The following is a 16,457-nucleotide window of genomic DNA, read 5'->3' on the forward strand; positions in this document are numbered from 1 at the left end:
ACTTCTTTGAATTTGTAAATCATTGATATAAAAAACTTATAATCCGATCTATTTAAAAAATTGCGCGCTTGTAATCTATTATGAATTTAAGCTTACCTTGAGCAATGGAAAAATCAAACCCAACCATTTCGAGAATTAGCACAACTGATGGAGAAGAACTTTCGGTAGCTAAGGGAAAATACAGAATACTAATAGGTGGAGAACAAACAAATGGCAGTTATGCAGTAATTGAAATGAGGATACCTTCCAATGGAGGCCCTGCCCCGCATTCGCACGATCAGATTCAAGAAAGCTTTTATGTTGCCGAAGGTGAAATTGAGTTTAGTACAGAATCTGGAAAACTATTAGCCCGAAAAGGAGATTTTATAAATATTCCGTTGGAAGGTGGTGCACATGCTTTTAAAAATATTTCGGACACTACTGCACTATTAATTTGTACGGTTATACCGGCTGGACTGGATAATATGTTTAAAGAAATAAGCAAAGTTGCTAGTCCAGAGGAAGCAAGATCCATTGGTGAGAAAAAGTATGGAATACGGTTTTATCCTCCAAATTTTCTTGATTAACTAAATTTATTTCTTCTTACCAGGCTTTGGCAATTTAATTCCCTGGGCTATATTATTAATGGCACTTGCCATTCGTTGAATTTGAATTTCCTCGGATGCTGATGAAAATATCCATTGAACATAGTGAGATCGCTCCTCACTGGTAAACTGTTGAAATTTGGACCAGGCAACCGGGTCGTCTTCTAAACATTCCAAAAAAGTATCAGTTGAGACATCAATATCCAAGAACTTATAGAGCACAAGCTTTACCCAATCTCCTACTTCCTTCTTGATCTTCTTTCGAATTTCAGCTTTAACCGGCAGGAACAATTTGCCATTACCCAGCGGCATCAGATGGCTTTCAACTATTTCATACTCATCGATAAATCCCTTTACCTTTAAATAATTAAAAGGTTTGGTATTAACCACTTCAAGTTCAATTGGGGCAAAGGTCCAGCCGCCCTTCATCGGAAACCTTTGAAGCTGCACGGTACTATCAATAATAAGATTGAGAGACGCCATCAGAATTTTATTACTATAAATCGTAAATCTAAATTCTAAAATCAAACTTTACTTCACTTCCCCACCGGCACTATAGGCCTTTTGATACCAAGCTTGGTTAAAATCACTGATCATTACACCTTTGCTGGTTGAAGCGTGTACAAATCGGCCATTTTTAAGATAAACACCAACATGTGAATTTTTCTTCCCATCGTAATTCATAAGCACCACATCCCCTTCTTTTAAGCTGGTATAAGGTTTTACATCAAGTTCTTTATAAATTTCTCCGGTTGTTCTCGGAATTACAAGATGGTAAACATTTTTGTATAAAAGGTTGGTAAAACCCGAGCAATCGATCCCTGATTTTGTCATTCCACCAATACGGTAAGGCACTCCCATCCATTCATCAATAAATCGGAATAATAACACATTATTAAGCTCATTTTCCTTTACTCCTAACTCTTGTGCATAATAACCTATAATATACTTGTCTTTAACTGTTGAATAATTTGAAGCATTTAACTCGGTAACAGATTGATTTGAGTTCGGTTTGAGATGGGTATTACTAACATTCTTTTTAGTAGAACAGGCTGAAAAAGAAATTAAGCAAATAAATACGTACAGTTTGGTTTTAACGTTTTTCATTCTAGATCTAATTAATATTTTTGATTCATGAGCAAAATCAACGTGAAAATAGCGCAGTTCAGTTTAATTTCTTGTTTTTTAATTTCCACATTTCAACTGAAGGCACAAAAAGCAGAACCCAAAACCCTGGTAGATATCCCTCTAGAAGCCAACAAAGCCTTGTACTATAGTTCGAATAAAACCGGTACTTATCAGATCTATAAAAAAACCGATTCGGCAGAAATCAGACTCACCCAGGATGATGCCTTTAACTATTGGGGTATAAAAGTAGCTCCTGACAAGAAAAAATTCCTTTGTTACCGAGCTGCAAAAGGACTAATTATAAAAGATAACAATTCACGGAACTCCGAGCTTTGGCTGTTTAATATGGATGGAGGCAATGGACAAAAGCTAATTGGATTAAGTGATAATAAATGGCGGGCACAAAGCTCCGCAAGTTGGTCACCGGATGGGAAACACCTTATAATGGCGGCAGAAATTAGTGATAAAGATGATTTCAACCGTAACCATTGGCATCTGTTTTTAACAGATTCTGTTGGAAAAAAGCCGGTTCAGCTTAGCACACGCTCAACCTCCTTTTCTGATCCTGTATTTTCACCAAATGGTAAATACATTGCCTATTCTGCCCTGCCAACCGGAACACCCTACAGTTTATGTCCGACGAAGTTTATGGAGATCTATGTCTCTCAGATTGATTCGGCAAGCCAAAAAATTAAAAACGAACGTAAATTAACTTCAAACGAATATCTTGATGGCAGACCCTGTTTTTTGAATGATAGTGAACACATTGCTTACAGCATTTCGCCTGGCTGCGTAAATGAAGTTGAGTATGTTGATTTGCAATTGGTAAACATTAGTGGAAAATCATACGATTTAAAAACCGATAAATCGGTTAAAACCAATACTATGGGAGCTGAAGATGGCTATATCTATTTTCAGTACCGCCCAGGTTTAACCGGTAATTCTTGCATTGCACGTATAAAATCTGATGGTACCGGCTTTTCGATCATTTACCAGGGAAGTAATTTCAGTATTATTAATCCGCAAATGATTGTTAACTAAGAACTTGTCACAATAAGCTATCAACAAAAGGTACGAGCTAAAGCTTGTACCTTTTGTTTTTTTCATGGATACAAAATTGTTACACTACTTTTTGTGTATTCCATTTAAGTTTAAGATTTACAATCCACAATATATATGAAGAAAGTTTACAAATTAACCATGTTCCTGTTCATCACCGGTTTATCCACGGCTTTTGCACAGGACGAAAAAGTCGATCTGGAAGTGATCGACAAAATCAGAAATGAAGGAATGAACCATTCGAAAGTAATGGACATTGCCTTTTACCTGACCGATGTTTCAGGGCCTCGTCTATCGAATTCAACCGGTTTAAAAAATGCTCAAAACTGGGCTGTTGAAACCTTTAAACAGTGGGGATTAATAAACCCTCATAAAGAAGAATGGGGTGAATTTGGCCGTGGTTGGGAGATTGAAAAATCATATATCGCCATGACTAAACCTTATTACCAGGTAATGATTGGTTCACCAAAAGCATGGACCAATGGAACCAATAAGCAAATTAAGGGTAATGTAATGTTGGTTAAAATTAAGTCGGATAGCGATTTTGTAAAATATGCAGGTCAACTGAAAGGCCGAATTGTAATAATGGATGTACCCAGCACCATTAAAATTGGTTTTGAGGCTGATGCAAAACGCTATACCGACGAAGATCTTGAAAAAATGGCTTCTTATGCTGAAGCGAACCCTGCCGCAAAAGACACTTATTCTCCTAAGGCGATTCAGGATTACCGTGCCCGTAATACCATGCAGAACAAGTTCCGTGAATTTTGTTTGAACGAAAAGGCGGCTATGATCATCAGCTACGGTCGTGGAAATACCGGAACTTATTTTACCAGCAATGGAGCCTCCTACGCAGTTGATGCTAAGCCTACCCTTCCGGAAATGGAAGTTTCGGCCGAGCACTACCAACGAATGATCCGTTTATTGAACGCTAATATTCCTGTAGAACTGGAGATCGATACTAAAACCAAATTTATACAGGATGATTTGAAAGGTTATAACGTCATAGCCGAAATCCCCGGAACCGATCCAGTACTGAAAGATGAAGTTGTAATGCTTGGCGCTCACTTGGATTCATGGTTTGCCGCCACCGGGGCAACCGATAATGCTGCGGGAAGCGCTGTTGTAATGGAAGCTGTTCGTATCATTAAATCATTGGATCTGAAACCCAAAAGAACGATCAGAGTTGCTTTATGGTCATCGGAAGAGCAGGGCTTGTTTGGCTCGAAGGGTTACGTTAAACAACATTTTGGAGATAAGACAACCATGACCTTAATGCCTGAGCATCAAAAGCTTTCTGCTTATTATAACCTGGATAATGGCACCGGAAAGATCCGTGGTATTTACACTCAAGGAAACAAAGCCATTATGCCCATTTTCAGCAAATGGTTAGAGCCATTTGCCAATCTAGGCGCAAGCACTGTTACCTTAAGCAACACCGGCGGAACTGATCACCTTTCGTATGATGCCCTCGGACTACCCGGCTTTCAATTTATACAAGATGAGATGGATTACGGCACACGTACCCACCATACCAATATGGATACTTATGACCGCCTGTCCGCTGAAGACTTAAAGCAAGCTTCCATAATTATGGCCGCTTTTGTTTACAATACGGCTGTTCGCGAGGCTAAAATGCCAAGAAAAGAATTGCCAAAAGCAACAGAAAAAGCTACCGGCAGCAAGTAATAAACTAAAAAACTCCCGCCATAATATGACGGGAGTTTTTGCTTTTGCTTATCTCTTCAATTACTTTATCAGCTTCTGAATCTCATTCAACTTAATCAGCGCCTCCACCGGAGTCAACACGTTTACATCCAAATCAGCGAGTGAATCCCTGATCTTGATCAAAATCGGGTCGTCGAGCGAAAAGATATTCAATTGCATTTGGTCTGATTTCTTTATTTTTTTTACGCCGTTTCTGATACTTGCAGCTCCTTCACCCGAACTGCGTTCGTCTTCCAACTTCTTCAACACTTCTTCGGCCTTGCGAACAACTTTTGGCGGCATCCCGGCCATACGGGCTACATGAATACCAAAACTATGTTCGCTACCTCCCGGAACTAGTTTGCGAAGAAATATCACTTTATTGTCGATCTCTTTAATGGAAACATTAAAGTTCTTGATCCGTTCAAATTCCCCTTCCATCTCATTTAATTCATGATAATGGGTGGCAAATAAAGTTTTAGCCCTAGACTTAGGATCGTTATGAATATATTCGGCAATTGACCAGGCAATAGAAATACCGTCGTAGGTACTGGTACCGCGACCAATTTCATCTAGTAGTACTAAACTCCGGTTAGAAAGGTTATTCAAAATACTAGCCGTTTCATTCATCTCCACCATAAAGGTTGATTCGCCTGATGAAAGATTATCCGAAGCACCCACCCTTGTAAATATTTTATCGGTGATCCCTAACCTTGCTCCTTTGGCAGGAACAAAACTTCCTATTTGCGACATCAACACAATTAATGCTGTTTGACGAAGCAAAGCTGATTTACCCGCCATATTCGGACCGGTGATCATAATGATCTGTTGATTTTCATCATCCAGCAACACATCATTGGGAATATACTGCTCACCTATTGGCAAACTTTTTTCAATAACCGGATGGCGGCCAAGTTTTATGTCGATAACATTGTCATCCACCATTTCCGGACGACAATAGTTATTTTTTACTGCGGTAATTGCAAAGCTTAATAAAACATCCAATTGGGCAATTGCTAAAGCGTTTACCTGAATTGGTCGGATATATTCCGACATGCTCATCAATAAATCCGAATACAGCTTATTTTCAAGAGCAAAGATCTTTTCTTCAGCCCCTAGTATCTTTTCTTCGTACTCTTTTAATTCCGGAGTGATGTATCGCTCGGCATTAACCAAAGTTTGCTTGCGGATCCATTCAGTCGGAACCTTGTCCTTATGCGTATGTGTTACTTCTAAATAATAGCCAAAGACGTTATTAAAGGCGATTTTCAACGATGGAATGCCGGTAATTTCGCTTTCACGACGCTGCATATCCAGCAAATAATCTTTTCCGCTGAAAGCAATTTTACGCAACTGATCCAACTCCTCATGAACGCCCGGTGCGATAACACCTCCTTTTTGAATCAAAACCGGTGGTTCCTGATTCAGCTCCTGCTCAATTTTTTCTTTGATGAATTTGCAGGGGTTAAGCTGATCGGCAATCTTACAAAGACTATCCTGACCAGTACTTTCTGCAACAGTTTTAACCTCAGCAATTGCTGCCAAGGCCCTTCCCAACTGAACCAGTTCACGTGGATTGGCTTTCTGCAAGGCTACTTTCGAGATTAACCGTTCTAAATCGCCAATTGGTTTTAGCTTCGATTGAAGATCTGCTGATAATGTAGCATCACTTGTTAAATGCTGAACAACATTCAATCGTTCTTCAATCAATACTTTTTCCTTCAATGGCATCACCATCCATTTGCGAAGCAAACGGGCTCCCATTGGGGTATTGGTTTGATCAAGGATGGAAATTAATGGTGTTGCCCCTTCATTGGGCGAATAGATCAATTCGAGATTGCGAATGGTGAACCGATCCAGCCAAACGTAGCGATCTTCTTCTATTCTCGAAATTTGAGCAATGTGCTGCACGTTGCGATGTTCCGCTTCGAAAATATAATGCAAACAGGCTCCAGCTGCGATAATGCCCTGAGGCAGATTCTCAATACCAAAACCTTTTAAAGAAACCGTTCCGAAATGTTTTAACAGGGTCTCATGTGCATAGTCAAAGCCAAAAACCCAATCATCAATGTTAAACGTGTAAAACTTATCGCCAAACTGACTTACAAAATCACGTGATTTTGACTTTGAAAAGATAACCTCCGAAGGTCGGAAGCTTTGCAGCAATTTATCGATATAATCGGCTTCGCCTTGCGCCGTTAAAAATTCTCCTGTAGAAATATCCAGCAAGGCAATTCCCAAAATCTCCTTATCAAAATGGACAGCCGCAAGGTAATTATTGGTCTTATTGTTAAGTATATTCTCGTTATAAGCCACACCCGGAGAAACCATTTCGGTCACTCCGCGCTTTACAATTGTTTTTACAGTTTTCGGGTCTTCAAGCTGATCACAAATAGCCACTCTTTGTCCTGCACGAACCAATTTTGGCAAATAAGTATCGAGCGAATGATGGGGAAAGCCAGCTAATTCTATGTGTGAGGCTGAACCATTGGCACGTTTGGTAAGCGTAATACCTAATATTTCCGAAGCTTTTATTGCGTCTTCACCGAAGGTTTCATAGAAATCACCTACGCGAAACAATAAAATTGCACCCGGATATTTACCTTTTATCTGGTTGTATTGCGCCATTAAAGGCGTTTCCTTACCGTCTTTTCCTTTTGCCAAGTGTTTTTAATTTAAGACAGCGAAAATAAGCAGGTTTAACTGCTTAGACAACATTGAGTTTTTCACAATTTGTTATAAACGGTTGCCAGTAGTCTGTGGACAGTCTGCAATCAACAGTACACAGTCGGCGATCGGCTGTAGACAGTCGGCAGTAGGCAGTTAGATGTAAGCACCTGATAATTCTTTAAGAGAATTTCTCAGGGTTTCTTATCATAAAGACTATCAACCTACCTGTTTCTAAGCATTTTGAATTTAATCTCATGAATTCATCATCGCCGATATAACAACATGCCTTTGCAAACTCAAGCCATCCCTGAGTTTCACTATTTTCCTTATCGGCGTCAGTAAGTTTACTTACAAAATGATTGGTATATTTTCGTTTTCTATAAGCCTCAATAATATTAATATTGGTAGATCGTGAATTTCTTCTGATTTGATCTGTTAAACTATAAATCTCTTCTTTTGGAAAGTTCTTAAATAAAATACATCCATTGCCAAATCAAATGACGTTTTATAAACTGCCAATTCTTTATATTTTCCCATAGGTAATAAGTAAGATGATATACTAGTTAATTTACTGAATTCCGAAAACATTACAACGTACTGCCAGTTGGTAGCCACTGACTGGAGACTGGAGACTGCAGACTGCAGACTGCCAACTATTTGTCGGAAATTATTATTTTCGGCGCCATGAAATTTTTTCACTTTGCGCTTATAATTATTTCTTTAGGTATGGCTGCTTGCTCTTCAAATCAAGAAGATAAGGATGCTTCCTTTAGAAAAACGTTGAATAACAATTGGATTGAAATTAAACGCTGTAATTTAAAAGGCGGTTTATTCAGTACCTACGGTGAACGTTACAAGGCCGACTGGTTGATGTTTATTGACGAAAATGGTTATGCGACCGTTAAAACACCAAAAGATTATTACCGTAATATTTTCGTTCGCCCAGACTCAATTATGAAATGGGATAAGTACAAATACCGTATCATCAAAATTAAAACCGATACGCTTGTGCTTGAATATATTCCAAACAGAGGTGATTCGATCAATAAACCCCATCACCTAATGTTTGTTAGTGAAAAAACATTTAAGAAAACCGATAAAGAAACCTTAGCTGGTCTTCTAACGCTTACTAAAAATGATACCCTGTTTTTGAAAAAGTTAAGTGATTCCTGTAAAAGATCACCCAACTACTTTTTTTCAGCCGAAAAACAGCCAATAGCCAGATCACTGGATGGATTTACCAAAATTGATACCGCTGTTTCAGATGATGGACGTATGGAATTTAAAATCACCGAATACAATGCCGATGTTAAAAATCAACATTTGTACTCAGGTAAGTTCATTGTAAGAGAAAATGGCCAGATCGGTTCTTTTGATGTGGGTTTAATGGCTTGGGGAGGCGAAGAAATTTTACCAGCCACTTATAAGTATATTAAGCACTTTGTTGAAAACAAGATTAAGTTTGAACCCGGAACTACCTTGGGTGCTCGGATAAACACTTATGTTTATTTTACGTTCACAAGAACACCTGATCTTCCGTAGTAGATAAATGAGACTAGTATTTTTTAGTTAAACAATACTGATCGCATTGAAATAGAGCCAAGATCCAAGCCCTCAATTGGGAATGAAACCTGCTCATTTTCGTTCTTTAGTGCCATGGTATAGATCAATGGAATGAAATGTTCGGTAGTTGGTATTGATAACAATGCTTCCTTTCCTAGCTTTTCGAATTGAATCAACTCCTGGTGATTGTTTTCCAGCAACAATTTTTTAGCAGTTTCATCAAAGTCTACGGCCCAATCATAACCTCCTTTTCCCTGGAAATCAACCATTCGAAGGTTATGGACAATATTTCCGCTTCCCATTATTAGAACACCCTTTGAACGAAGAAAAGCCAATTCTTTTGCCAGTTCATAATGCCAGCTCAAGGGTTTTGAATAATCAATGCTTAACTGGAAAACAGGAATATCTGCCTTAGGAAACATCTTAACTAATACCGACCATGTTCCGTGATCCAATCCCCATTCATGATCGAGCTGAATTTGGGCCAGCTTAACATGCTGTTTGGTTTCTTCAGCCATTTCGGGACTACCGGGCGCCGGATACTGTACCTCAAACAATGGACGGGGAAAGCCACCGAAATCATGAATAGTCCGAGGCTTTTCCATTGCTGTAACATGCGTGCCGTAGGTTAACCAATGCGCTGAAACAACCAGGATAGCTTTGGGTTTTTCCATTGATGAACCTATAGCACTCCAGGCCTGTGTGTATTCATTGTCGGTTATGGCATTCATCGGACTGCCGTGCCCTACAAATAAAGCCGGCATTATATCATTTGAACGTTGAGTCAAAAACGGTTTCGCCCAATTTTTTAAGCTTTCCATATTAGTTACCATTGTTGTTTCACAAAGATACAAATTATATGTTATAACATTTAATTTTGACCGCGGTAAATCTCAAATCTCAAATCTCAAATCTCAAATCTCAAATCTCAAATCTCAAATCTCAAATCTCAAATCTCAAATCTCAAATCTTATTACCTTTGCCCAATCATAAAAATTTAAAATGCGGAAACTTAAGCTTGATGAACTGAACCGTGTAAGCGTAGAAGAATTTAAGGAACAGGATAAATTGCCTATTGTCATCGTTTTAGACAATGTGCGAAGCATGAACAACATTGGTTCTATTTTCAGAACCTCTGATGCATTTGCTTTAGAGGGTATTTATTTATGCGGAATTACGGCGCAGCCACCCCATCGCGAAATTGAAAAAACAGCTCTTGGCGCTACCCAATCAGTGGATTGGTACTATTTTCAAAGCACCGAAGAAGCTGTTGCAGATCTACACACTGAGGGTTATGAAGTTCTAGCCATTGAGCAAGCCGAAAACAGCACCATGCTGCAAGAATTCAAACCTTCTAAAGAGAAAAAATATGCATTGATCTTTGGAAACGAAGTAAATGGAGTGGGTGATGAAGTAATGAAACTGGTTGATGGCTGTATTGAAATTCCTCAGTTTGGCACCAAACACTCTTTTAACATTGTAGTGAGCATGGGAATTGTTGGTTGGGATTTTAGTCTGAAACTTAAATATTAATAGCATGCCCGAACATCCGCTTCACAAAAAACTTCAGATAAAAGTCGGTAGCAACATTTTACTAGTTAATGCCCCTGCAAATTATGCAGCCAGCATTGAACCTTTGCCCGAAAATACTGTTCTGAGTTTTGAAGTAAAAGGTACGTTTGACGTTGTTCAGCTTTTTATAAAGAACCGTTTGGAATTGGTTCAGGAATTAAAGGAGGTTTCAAAAACATTACGACCTGATACTGTTTTTTGGATCTGCTATCCGAAGAAAAGTTCAGGCATTGAATCGGATTTGGGCATGATGGAAAGCTGGCAGGAACTCGAGCAATATGGTTTACAAGGTGTTGCTGCGGCGTCAATTGACGATACCTGGACCGCCTTACGTTTCAAACCGGCATCGCAGGTTAAGCGTTCGGAAATTTCTAACGAAAAGATTGAACAGAATGATTATTCCGAATTTATCAATGTTCAAACCAAAACGATCACACTTCCACCTGATCTAAAAACAGCCATGGAAGCTGAGGCCTCATCCATTAACAATTTCGAAAAGCTATCTTATACCAATAAAAAGGAATATGTTCTTTGGATTTTAACGGCCAAGCAAGATAAAACCAGGGTTGCCCGTATAGAAAAAGCAGTGGAAAAGCTGGTGCTTGGAAAGAAAAACCCCACTGATAAATAGTCACTTAGCCGATAAAAAGGCTTTTTTTAAAATTTATTAGCAGAATTAGTAAAAAAACGTACTTTTGTGCCGGGTAAGTCTTGTACGACCAGCTCCCGTTGAACTCCCCCAGGTTCGGAAGGAAGCAAGGGTAGATGGTTGTAGCGGTGCGATATAAGGTGCTTACCCATTTTTTTATTTTAGGGCAAGTCAAAAATCCTCACCCCAACAATTCTTAAAATTCTATTTGCAAAATCTCATATCTTAATTAAATAATGAAGTTTTTCATCGATACAGCCAATTTGGCGCAAATTAAAGAAGCTCAAGATTTAGGAGTATTAGACGGTGTTACTACTAACCCTTCATTAATGGCTAAAGAAGGTATCACCGGCGACGATAATGTAATGGCTCACTACAAAGCTATTTGTGATTTAGTTGATGATAATGTAAGTGCCGAAGTAATTGCTACTGATTTTGAAGGTATGATTGAAGAAGGCGAGCGTTTAGCTGCCATCGACAAAAAAATCGTTGTTAAAGTTCCAATGATTGCCGACGGTGTTAAAGCATTAAAATACTTCTCTAAAAAAGGTATCCGCACAAACTGTACTTTGGTTTTCTCTGCTGGTCAGGCATTATTGGCTGCTAAAGCAGGCGCAACTTACGTATCACCTTTCTTAGGTCGTTTAGATGATATTTCAACTGACGGTTTACAGTTAATTGAAGATATCCGTTTGATTTACGATAACTATGGTTTCGAAACTCAAATTTTATCAGCTTCGGTTCGTCACCCAATGCATATTATTGAGTGTGCTAAAATTGGTTCTGATGTTATGACCGGACCTCTTTCGGCTATCAAAGCTTTATTAAAACACCCTTTAACCGATATCGGTTTGCAGCAGTTTTTAGCTGATCACGCTAAAGCAGCAGCTACAGTTAAATAAGCCTGTTTTTATTATAAGTTTATATAATTAAAAAGGTCGATTCGTAATGAATCGACCTTTTCTTTTTAAGTCATATGTGAAAATTTATTTTCATTGTTATAAATTATGGAAGACAAGGAATTTCACCGAGCACTACTCAGGTTGATCAGTTGAGAATTTATTAAAGTCTCTACTTTGTACTTCTATCTTTGTCCTTTGAAACCTATTATTTAGTCTTGTTCCCTAATCCGCTAGTTATTTATTTTGAGCCGTTCTCTTCTGATCGTAATACCCAACCAGTAAGTTTACAAACTCGTTATAACTTCTAATCCCTTTAGGTTGATTATTGGATCTCAAGAACCAGTCGTAATACCACTCGAAATAAGGCTCAATAGCGCTTGAATGGCTCAACCAAAACTTTTTATATTCTCTAATATCTTCTTTAACACCTTTATTTAAGCTTTTATAACATTGCCTTCGCGCTACAGAATCCATTCTGCCCAATTCACCGGCCGTATACATAAAGGCTTCGAGTTCTGCTGAATAGATAAAAAAAGTATTATTGGTCTTCAGTGCGGTTAAATAACCAACAAAATTAGCTTCCTCCTCGGCTGAAATACCGCTTTGATGAGCCATTTCATGACAAATGGTAAAAGGTAGGCAAAATTTGGGAGGGTCGGTATTTACCTGAGCCTCACCAGAAAACGGATTATAATAACCACCTATACCCGAATAGTTCAACAACTTTTTATACAGGGAGGTTTTGGTAGAATAAAACTTAAAATTAAAGGATGGATATTCCTGATAACCTGTTTTAGCGATCTCGTACAAATCTTTAGTTGAGAGTGTGGATTTATATTGCTTTAACGAGTCATTGGTAAGCTTTAAATGTGTTTCGTTTACTCTTTGTGCCAAAAATAAAGCTAGTTGCTTAAGCTGTTCTTTTTCGACTTTATCTGTTGTAATATTCAATCGCTCACTAAGAGGCTCCCGGAAATAATTAAATCCCCAGCAAATTTGAAAAATCAGGTAAGCTCCGATGAAAATGCCTAGTCCTTTAGCTAAACCCGAGAATAAAAACACGCCTTTCTTTTCTTTCGTCCTTACAAGCTTCTGTATAAACTTAAAAATGCTTAGCAAAGCAATTAAGATCACTACCGTATAAAGAATATCACCAAAGCTGAAAGGCAACCAACCAGTAATTAAGCGTAAAGTAGCTGAAATTGCGGTATAGATGTATCTGAAATAAACATGCTCTACGAGGATAGTGTAACCCCCAATAAGCCGGAAAATAAACAGTAAAAGAAGTAAGGTAATTAACCAGTAAACATTTCTCTTAAGCTGTTTATCCATAAACTAAGCGGTAATTAAATGAAGAATTTCTGAAATCGGTTGATCACTGTCAATAAGAATGCCTGTTACGCCAGCCTTCTCTCCTGCTTCAACATCACGGTCGCGATCACCAATAAAATATGATTTAGATTTATCAATATCAAAACGGGCAATGGCCTTTTCTAAAAGCAAGGAACCCGGCTTGCGGCAAAAACAGTTACTGGTATACTCCGGATGATGATTACAGTAATAGATCTCTGTAAACTCCACTCCATGGGCTGCATATTGCCTCTGAAGTTCAGTATGCATGCTTTGAAGCGTTTTTTCAGTGTACCATCCTTTGGCCAAACCGCCTTGATTGGTAACCACTATCAATAAAAATCCCCTGTCCTGCAACTCTTTTAAAGGTTTAAAATTATGTTCAAGCACCTGGAATTCTTGCATGGTACATACATAATCACCTAACTCTTTATTTAAAACGCCATCACGGTCGAGGAAAATTGCTTTATTCATTTTGCTGATGTATCTACGGAAGCATTAGGAAGCGGAGAATTCCGCTCGCCTTGTACTTCTGTTTTGCAAATATGTAGAATTAAATATCTTTACTAAAACACAATTGTATAAACCTAAAACTATCTTATGGAGTTAAATTTCTTTTCAGAAGTAAACTATCTGGCTGTGCTTCTGGCATCTATCATCTATTTTTTCACCGGCGCTGTTTGGTATTCTCCTTTATTATTTGGTAATAAATGGATGGCTGCATTGGGAAAAACAAAAGATCAGCTGGTAAGACATGGCATGGGGGTAACCTATCTCCTAACTTTTATTGGAATATTCTTATCTGTGTTAACGCTTGCTTTGGTGCTTCAGGTGCTACACATCAATGATGGCATTGCCGGGTTAAAGACAGGCTTATTGTTAACGCTGGCATTTGCCGGAACTACCTCTTTAATAAACTCACTGTTTGCAGACCGTCCCCGAGCACTATTTTACATTGATTTGGGGTATCATGCATTCGGACTTTCTTTGGCCGGTTTTATTATCGGAATTTGGCAATAGTTACCTTTGAAAATATTTTAAGATTTAATGCATGCAAGAATCTACTCATCAATTTAAACCTTATGTTTCGGCCAACACTAAAATGGCTGAGTTTACTGTTAAATCAGTTATTTTAGGTGGTATCTTCGGAATCATATTCGGAGCGGCTAACGTTTATCTGGCACTAAAAGCCGGGCTTACTGTTTCTGCTTCCATTCCTATCTCCGTGATGGCCATTTCTTTGGGCCGCAAACTTTTTAAAACCACCATTTTAGAAAATAATATCATTCAAACAACCGGTTCGGCAGGCGAATCAATTGCTTCTGGAGTTGCTTTTACATTACCTGCATTCTTATTCCTGTCCATAACCGAAGGTGGTAAAAGTGTGGGAGCCGATTACTTTAATTACGTTACAATTTTCACATTAGCGGCTTTAGGCGGAATTTTAGGAACATTAATGATGATTCCGCTGAGAAGATCCCTGATTGTTAAAGAACATGGAAATCTCCCTTACCCCGAAGGAACGGCCTGTGCTTCGGTATTAATTGCCGGTGAAAAAGGCGGTGACTTTTCTAAAACCGCTTATCAGGGTCTAGGATTTGCCATCATCTATGCCATTTTTCAAAAAATCTTCAACCTGATTGCAGCTGTACCAGCATGGACAACTCAACAAACTAATAAGTTTTTTCCATCAGCTACCGTTAATGGTGAAATAACTCCCGAATACTTAGGTGTGGGTTATATCATTGGCCCTCGTATAGCAGGTGTTTTAGTTGCCGGTGGTGTTTTGGCTTGGTTGGGTTTAATTCCGCTTTTAGCATTTTTAGTACCCGGAGAAACCGTAGCCACCCAGTTGATCAAGCTGGGATACATGAAAGATCTGATGACTGCAGGTGGTGATTTAGGATGGAATCCTACTGCTAAAACTTTTGAAGACACGGCATCTGCTATTTACTATGCATACGTTCGTCAAATTGGAGCCGGAGCAGTTGCGATTGGCGGTTTAATGACCTTGTTGAAAAGCATTCCTACCATTGTACGCTCGTTTAAAGAAAGTTTAGGATCTCTTAATGACCGTCAAACGGACGAAAACGTTTCCAGAACCGAACGCGATCTTTCTTTTAAGGTGGTAATTGTGGGTAGCATTGCTTTAGTACTTTTAATACTTTGTATGCCACAAATCCCAAGCAGCACCATTATTGGCAAATTGCTTATTGGAATTTTGGTAATTGTATTCGGATTTTTCTTTGTTACGGTTTCCAGTCGTATTGTGGGTTTAATTGGTTCGAGTTCTAACCCTATTTCGGGTATGACCATTGCGACTTTAATGGGCACCTGTCTGATCTTTATTAGTGTTGGCTGGACAGGTAAATTATTTGAACCAATGGCATTGGTAGTGGGTGCTATTATTTGTATTGCTGCAGCAAACGCCGGAGCTACTTCTCAGGATTTGAAAACCGGCTACATTATTGGAGCGACCCCAAAATATCAGCAAATAGCTTTATTTGTTGGAGCAGTTGTTTCATCAATTGTTATTGGTGCCACTATAAAAATGCTGGACACTCCTACCGATGCTGCTCTTCATGAAGGTATTACACATATGATTGGTACTAAAGCATTCCCTTCCCCACAAGGAACATTAATGGCCACTTTAATCCGCGGATTGTTATCCTTTAACCTCGACTGGCAGTTTGTTTTGGTGGGTGCATTTCTTTCTATTACTATTGAACTTTGTGGAGTCAACGCACTTTCTTTTGCTGTTGGCGCTTATCTGCCGCTGTCAACTACTCTTCCAATTTTTGTGGGTGGAGCCATTAAAGGTTTGGTTGATTTTAAAATGAAAAAACAGGGCCGTCATGAGGATGAAGAGCTTGGTAAAGGAAGTTTGTTTGCCACCGGACTTGTTGCTGGAGGGGCAGTTGCGGGTGTTTTAATTGCTTTTGCCCAGGTTTTATTTGAAAAACCATTGCAAGCCATCAGCTGGCAATCCTCCCTTGAAAAAACAATGGGATCCGGAGGTTATATGCTTTTGGGAACCTTAATTTTTGCTTTCATGGGATATGTACTCTACAGGGTAGCTATGAAAAAAGAATGAAATTAATTTAATAATTTGAGGATGTGGAAATTTGAAAATATTTTGCCACATCCTCAAATTATTCATTTAGGAAACAGGGACTTCCCAATTCTCAAATCATCAAATTTCCTAATTCTCAAATTACTCTTGCTTTATATTTTCTAATTCCTTTTCTTTGCGGCAGTAAAAGTTCTTTAAAA

General features: G+C 38.7%; 16 protein-coding genes and 1 other RNA gene. 10 read left to right on the forward strand and 7 right to left on the reverse strand.

Annotation, left to right across the window (positions count from 1 at the left end):
- The first annotated feature begins 104 nt into the window (after window positions 1-104).
- Complete coding sequence (locus C3K47_RS12520) at window positions 105-566, forward strand: cupin domain-containing protein (protein WP_103789484.1); 462 nt, start codon at window positions 105-107, stop codon at window positions 564-566.
- Window positions 567-572: 6 nt separating this feature from the next.
- Here the strand turns inward: C3K47_RS12520 and C3K47_RS12525 are convergent, their stop codons facing one another.
- Together C3K47_RS12525 and C3K47_RS12530 are read right to left on the reverse strand one after the other, a co-directional pair.
- A complete protein-coding gene (locus tag C3K47_RS12525; RefSeq protein ID WP_103789485.1) occupies window positions 573-1,067 on the reverse strand; it encodes a YdeI/OmpD-associated family protein in 495 nt (164 codons plus the stop codon).
- A gap of 48 nt (window positions 1,068-1,115) precedes the next feature.
- Window positions 1,116-1,691 carry a C40 family peptidase gene (locus tag C3K47_RS12530; RefSeq protein WP_103789486.1) on the reverse strand — a complete coding sequence of 192 codons (576 nt, stop codon included), beginning with the start codon at window positions 1,689-1,691 and terminating at the stop codon, window positions 1,116-1,118.
- A gap of 27 nt (window positions 1,692-1,718) precedes the next feature.
- Between C3K47_RS12530 and C3K47_RS12535 the strand changes: the two genes are divergently transcribed.
- Together C3K47_RS12535 and C3K47_RS12540 are read left to right on the forward strand one after the other, a co-directional pair.
- Window positions 1,719-2,753 (forward strand): TolB family protein, encoded by a 1,035-nt coding sequence (locus C3K47_RS12535; protein WP_103789487.1) that lies wholly within the window; start codon window positions 1,719-1,721, stop codon window positions 2,751-2,753.
- Window positions 2,754-2,888: 135 nt separating this feature from the next.
- The gene (locus C3K47_RS12540; RefSeq protein ID WP_103789488.1) at window positions 2,889-4,460 is read left to right on the forward strand and encodes a M28 family metallopeptidase; all 1,572 of its coding nucleotides are present in this window, start codon (window positions 2,889-2,891) and stop codon (window positions 4,458-4,460) included.
- A 60-nt stretch (window positions 4,461-4,520) separates the two neighbouring features.
- Here C3K47_RS12540 and mutS read toward each other — a convergent pair whose 3' ends face one another.
- Window positions 4,521-7,142: a DNA mismatch repair protein MutS gene (mutS, locus tag C3K47_RS12545; protein ID WP_394341685.1), complete on the reverse strand. Its 2,622-nt coding sequence runs from the start codon at window positions 7,140-7,142 to the stop codon at window positions 4,521-4,523.
- A gap of 184 nt (window positions 7,143-7,326) precedes the next feature.
- A complete protein-coding gene (locus C3K47_RS12550; protein ID WP_317043031.1) occupies window positions 7,327-7,626 on the reverse strand; it encodes a four helix bundle protein in 300 nt (99 codons plus the stop codon).
- Between the two features lie 206 nt (window positions 7,627-7,832).
- Between C3K47_RS12550 and C3K47_RS12555 the strand changes: the two genes are divergently transcribed.
- Window positions 7,833-8,690 carry a hypothetical protein gene (locus C3K47_RS12555; RefSeq protein WP_103789489.1) on the forward strand — a complete coding sequence of 286 codons (858 nt, stop codon included), beginning with the start codon at window positions 7,833-7,835 and terminating at the stop codon, window positions 8,688-8,690.
- Window positions 8,691-8,713: 23 nt separating this feature from the next.
- Here the strand turns inward: C3K47_RS12555 and ygiD are convergent, their stop codons facing one another.
- On the reverse strand, window positions 8,714-9,532 hold the full coding sequence (gene ygiD / locus C3K47_RS12560; protein WP_103789618.1) for a 4,5-DOPA-extradiol-dioxygenase: 819 nt from the start codon (window positions 9,530-9,532) through the stop codon (window positions 8,714-8,716).
- A 181-nt stretch (window positions 9,533-9,713) separates the two neighbouring features.
- Here ygiD and C3K47_RS12565 point away from each other — a divergent pair, with 181 nt between their 5' ends.
- The 4 genes from C3K47_RS12565 (at window position 9,714) to fsa (ending at window position 11,834) form a co-directional block, all read left to right on the forward strand.
- A complete protein-coding gene (locus C3K47_RS12565) occupies window positions 9,714-10,244 on the forward strand; it encodes a TrmH family RNA methyltransferase (RefSeq protein ID WP_103789490.1) in 531 nt (176 codons plus the stop codon).
- Window positions 10,245-10,248: 4 nt separating this feature from the next.
- Window positions 10,249-10,914 (forward strand): YdeI/OmpD-associated family protein, encoded by a 666-nt coding sequence (locus C3K47_RS12570; protein WP_103789491.1) that lies wholly within the window; start codon window positions 10,249-10,251, stop codon window positions 10,912-10,914.
- Between the two features lie 71 nt (window positions 10,915-10,985).
- Window positions 10,986-11,079: signal recognition particle sRNA small type (ffs, locus tag C3K47_RS12575), an RNA gene on the forward strand.
- An 89-nt stretch (window positions 11,080-11,168) separates the two neighbouring features.
- Window positions 11,169-11,834 carry a fructose-6-phosphate aldolase gene (fsa, locus tag C3K47_RS12580; RefSeq protein ID WP_103789492.1) on the forward strand — a complete coding sequence of 222 codons (666 nt, stop codon included), beginning with the start codon at window positions 11,169-11,171 and terminating at the stop codon, window positions 11,832-11,834.
- 234 nt (window positions 11,835-12,068) lie between these two features.
- Here fsa and C3K47_RS12585 read toward each other — a convergent pair whose 3' ends face one another.
- Window positions 12,069-13,166 (reverse strand): DUF3810 domain-containing protein, encoded by a 1,098-nt coding sequence (locus C3K47_RS12585; protein ID WP_103789493.1) that lies wholly within the window; start codon window positions 13,164-13,166, stop codon window positions 12,069-12,071.
- 3 nt (window positions 13,167-13,169) lie between these two features.
- On the reverse strand, window positions 13,170-13,658 hold the full coding sequence (locus C3K47_RS12590; RefSeq protein WP_103789494.1) for a D-glycero-alpha-D-manno-heptose-1,7-bisphosphate 7-phosphatase: 489 nt from the start codon (window positions 13,656-13,658) through the stop codon (window positions 13,170-13,172).
- 126 nt (window positions 13,659-13,784) lie between these two features.
- Here C3K47_RS12590 and C3K47_RS12595 point away from each other — a divergent pair, with 126 nt between their 5' ends.
- Together C3K47_RS12595 and C3K47_RS12600 are read left to right on the forward strand one after the other, a co-directional pair.
- Window positions 13,785-14,204, forward strand: a complete 420-nt coding sequence (locus C3K47_RS12595; protein ID WP_103789495.1) for a DUF1761 domain-containing protein — start codon at window positions 13,785-13,787, stop codon at window positions 14,202-14,204.
- Window positions 14,205-14,235: 31 nt separating this feature from the next.
- Window positions 14,236-16,278, forward strand: coding sequence for an OPT family oligopeptide transporter (locus C3K47_RS12600; protein WP_103789496.1), 2,043 nt, complete (start codon window positions 14,236-14,238; stop codon window positions 16,276-16,278).
- Window positions 16,279-16,457: the final 179 nt, after the last annotated feature.

The sequence above is a fragment of the Solitalea longa genome (genome assembly GCF_002920915.1).
GTDB lineage: Bacteria > Bacteroidota > Bacteroidia > Sphingobacteriales > Sphingobacteriaceae > Solitalea > Solitalea longa.

What these genes read in the sequence shown, in the direction of transcription:
- C3K47_RS12520 (WP_103789484.1), top strand. Translation starts at nt 105, where the DNA reads ATGGAAAAATCAAACCCAACCATTTCGAGAATTAGCACAACTGATGGA.
- C3K47_RS12525 (WP_103789485.1), bottom strand. Translation starts at nt 1,067, where the DNA reads ATGGCGTCTCTCAATCTTATTATTGATAGTACCGTGCAGCTTCAAAGG.
- C3K47_RS12530 (WP_103789486.1), bottom strand. Translation starts at nt 1,691, where the DNA reads ATGAAAAACGTTAAAACCAAACTGTACGTATTTATTTGCTTAATTTCT.
- C3K47_RS12535 (WP_103789487.1), top strand. Translation starts at nt 1,719, where the DNA reads ATGAGCAAAATCAACGTGAAAATAGCGCAGTTCAGTTTAATTTCTTGT.
- C3K47_RS12540 (WP_103789488.1), top strand. Translation starts at nt 2,889, where the DNA reads ATGAAGAAAGTTTACAAATTAACCATGTTCCTGTTCATCACCGGTTTA.
- C3K47_RS12555 (WP_103789489.1), top strand. Translation starts at nt 7,833, where the DNA reads ATGAAATTTTTTCACTTTGCGCTTATAATTATTTCTTTAGGTATGGCT.
- ygiD (WP_103789618.1), bottom strand. Translation starts at nt 9,532, where the DNA reads ATGGAAAGCTTAAAAAATTGGGCGAAACCGTTTTTGACTCAACGTTCA.
- C3K47_RS12565 (WP_103789490.1), top strand. Translation starts at nt 9,714, where the DNA reads ATGCGGAAACTTAAGCTTGATGAACTGAACCGTGTAAGCGTAGAAGAA.
- C3K47_RS12570 (WP_103789491.1), top strand. Translation starts at nt 10,249, where the DNA reads ATGCCCGAACATCCGCTTCACAAAAAACTTCAGATAAAAGTCGGTAGC.
- fsa (WP_103789492.1), top strand. Translation starts at nt 11,169, where the DNA reads ATGAAGTTTTTCATCGATACAGCCAATTTGGCGCAAATTAAAGAAGCT.
- C3K47_RS12585 (WP_103789493.1), bottom strand. Translation starts at nt 13,166, where the DNA reads ATGGATAAACAGCTTAAGAGAAATGTTTACTGGTTAATTACCTTACTT.
- C3K47_RS12590 (WP_103789494.1), bottom strand. Translation starts at nt 13,658, where the DNA reads ATGAATAAAGCAATTTTCCTCGACCGTGATGGCGTTTTAAATAAAGAG.
- C3K47_RS12595 (WP_103789495.1), top strand. Translation starts at nt 13,785, where the DNA reads ATGGAGTTAAATTTCTTTTCAGAAGTAAACTATCTGGCTGTGCTTCTG.
- C3K47_RS12600 (WP_103789496.1), top strand. Translation starts at nt 14,236, where the DNA reads ATGCAAGAATCTACTCATCAATTTAAACCTTATGTTTCGGCCAACACT.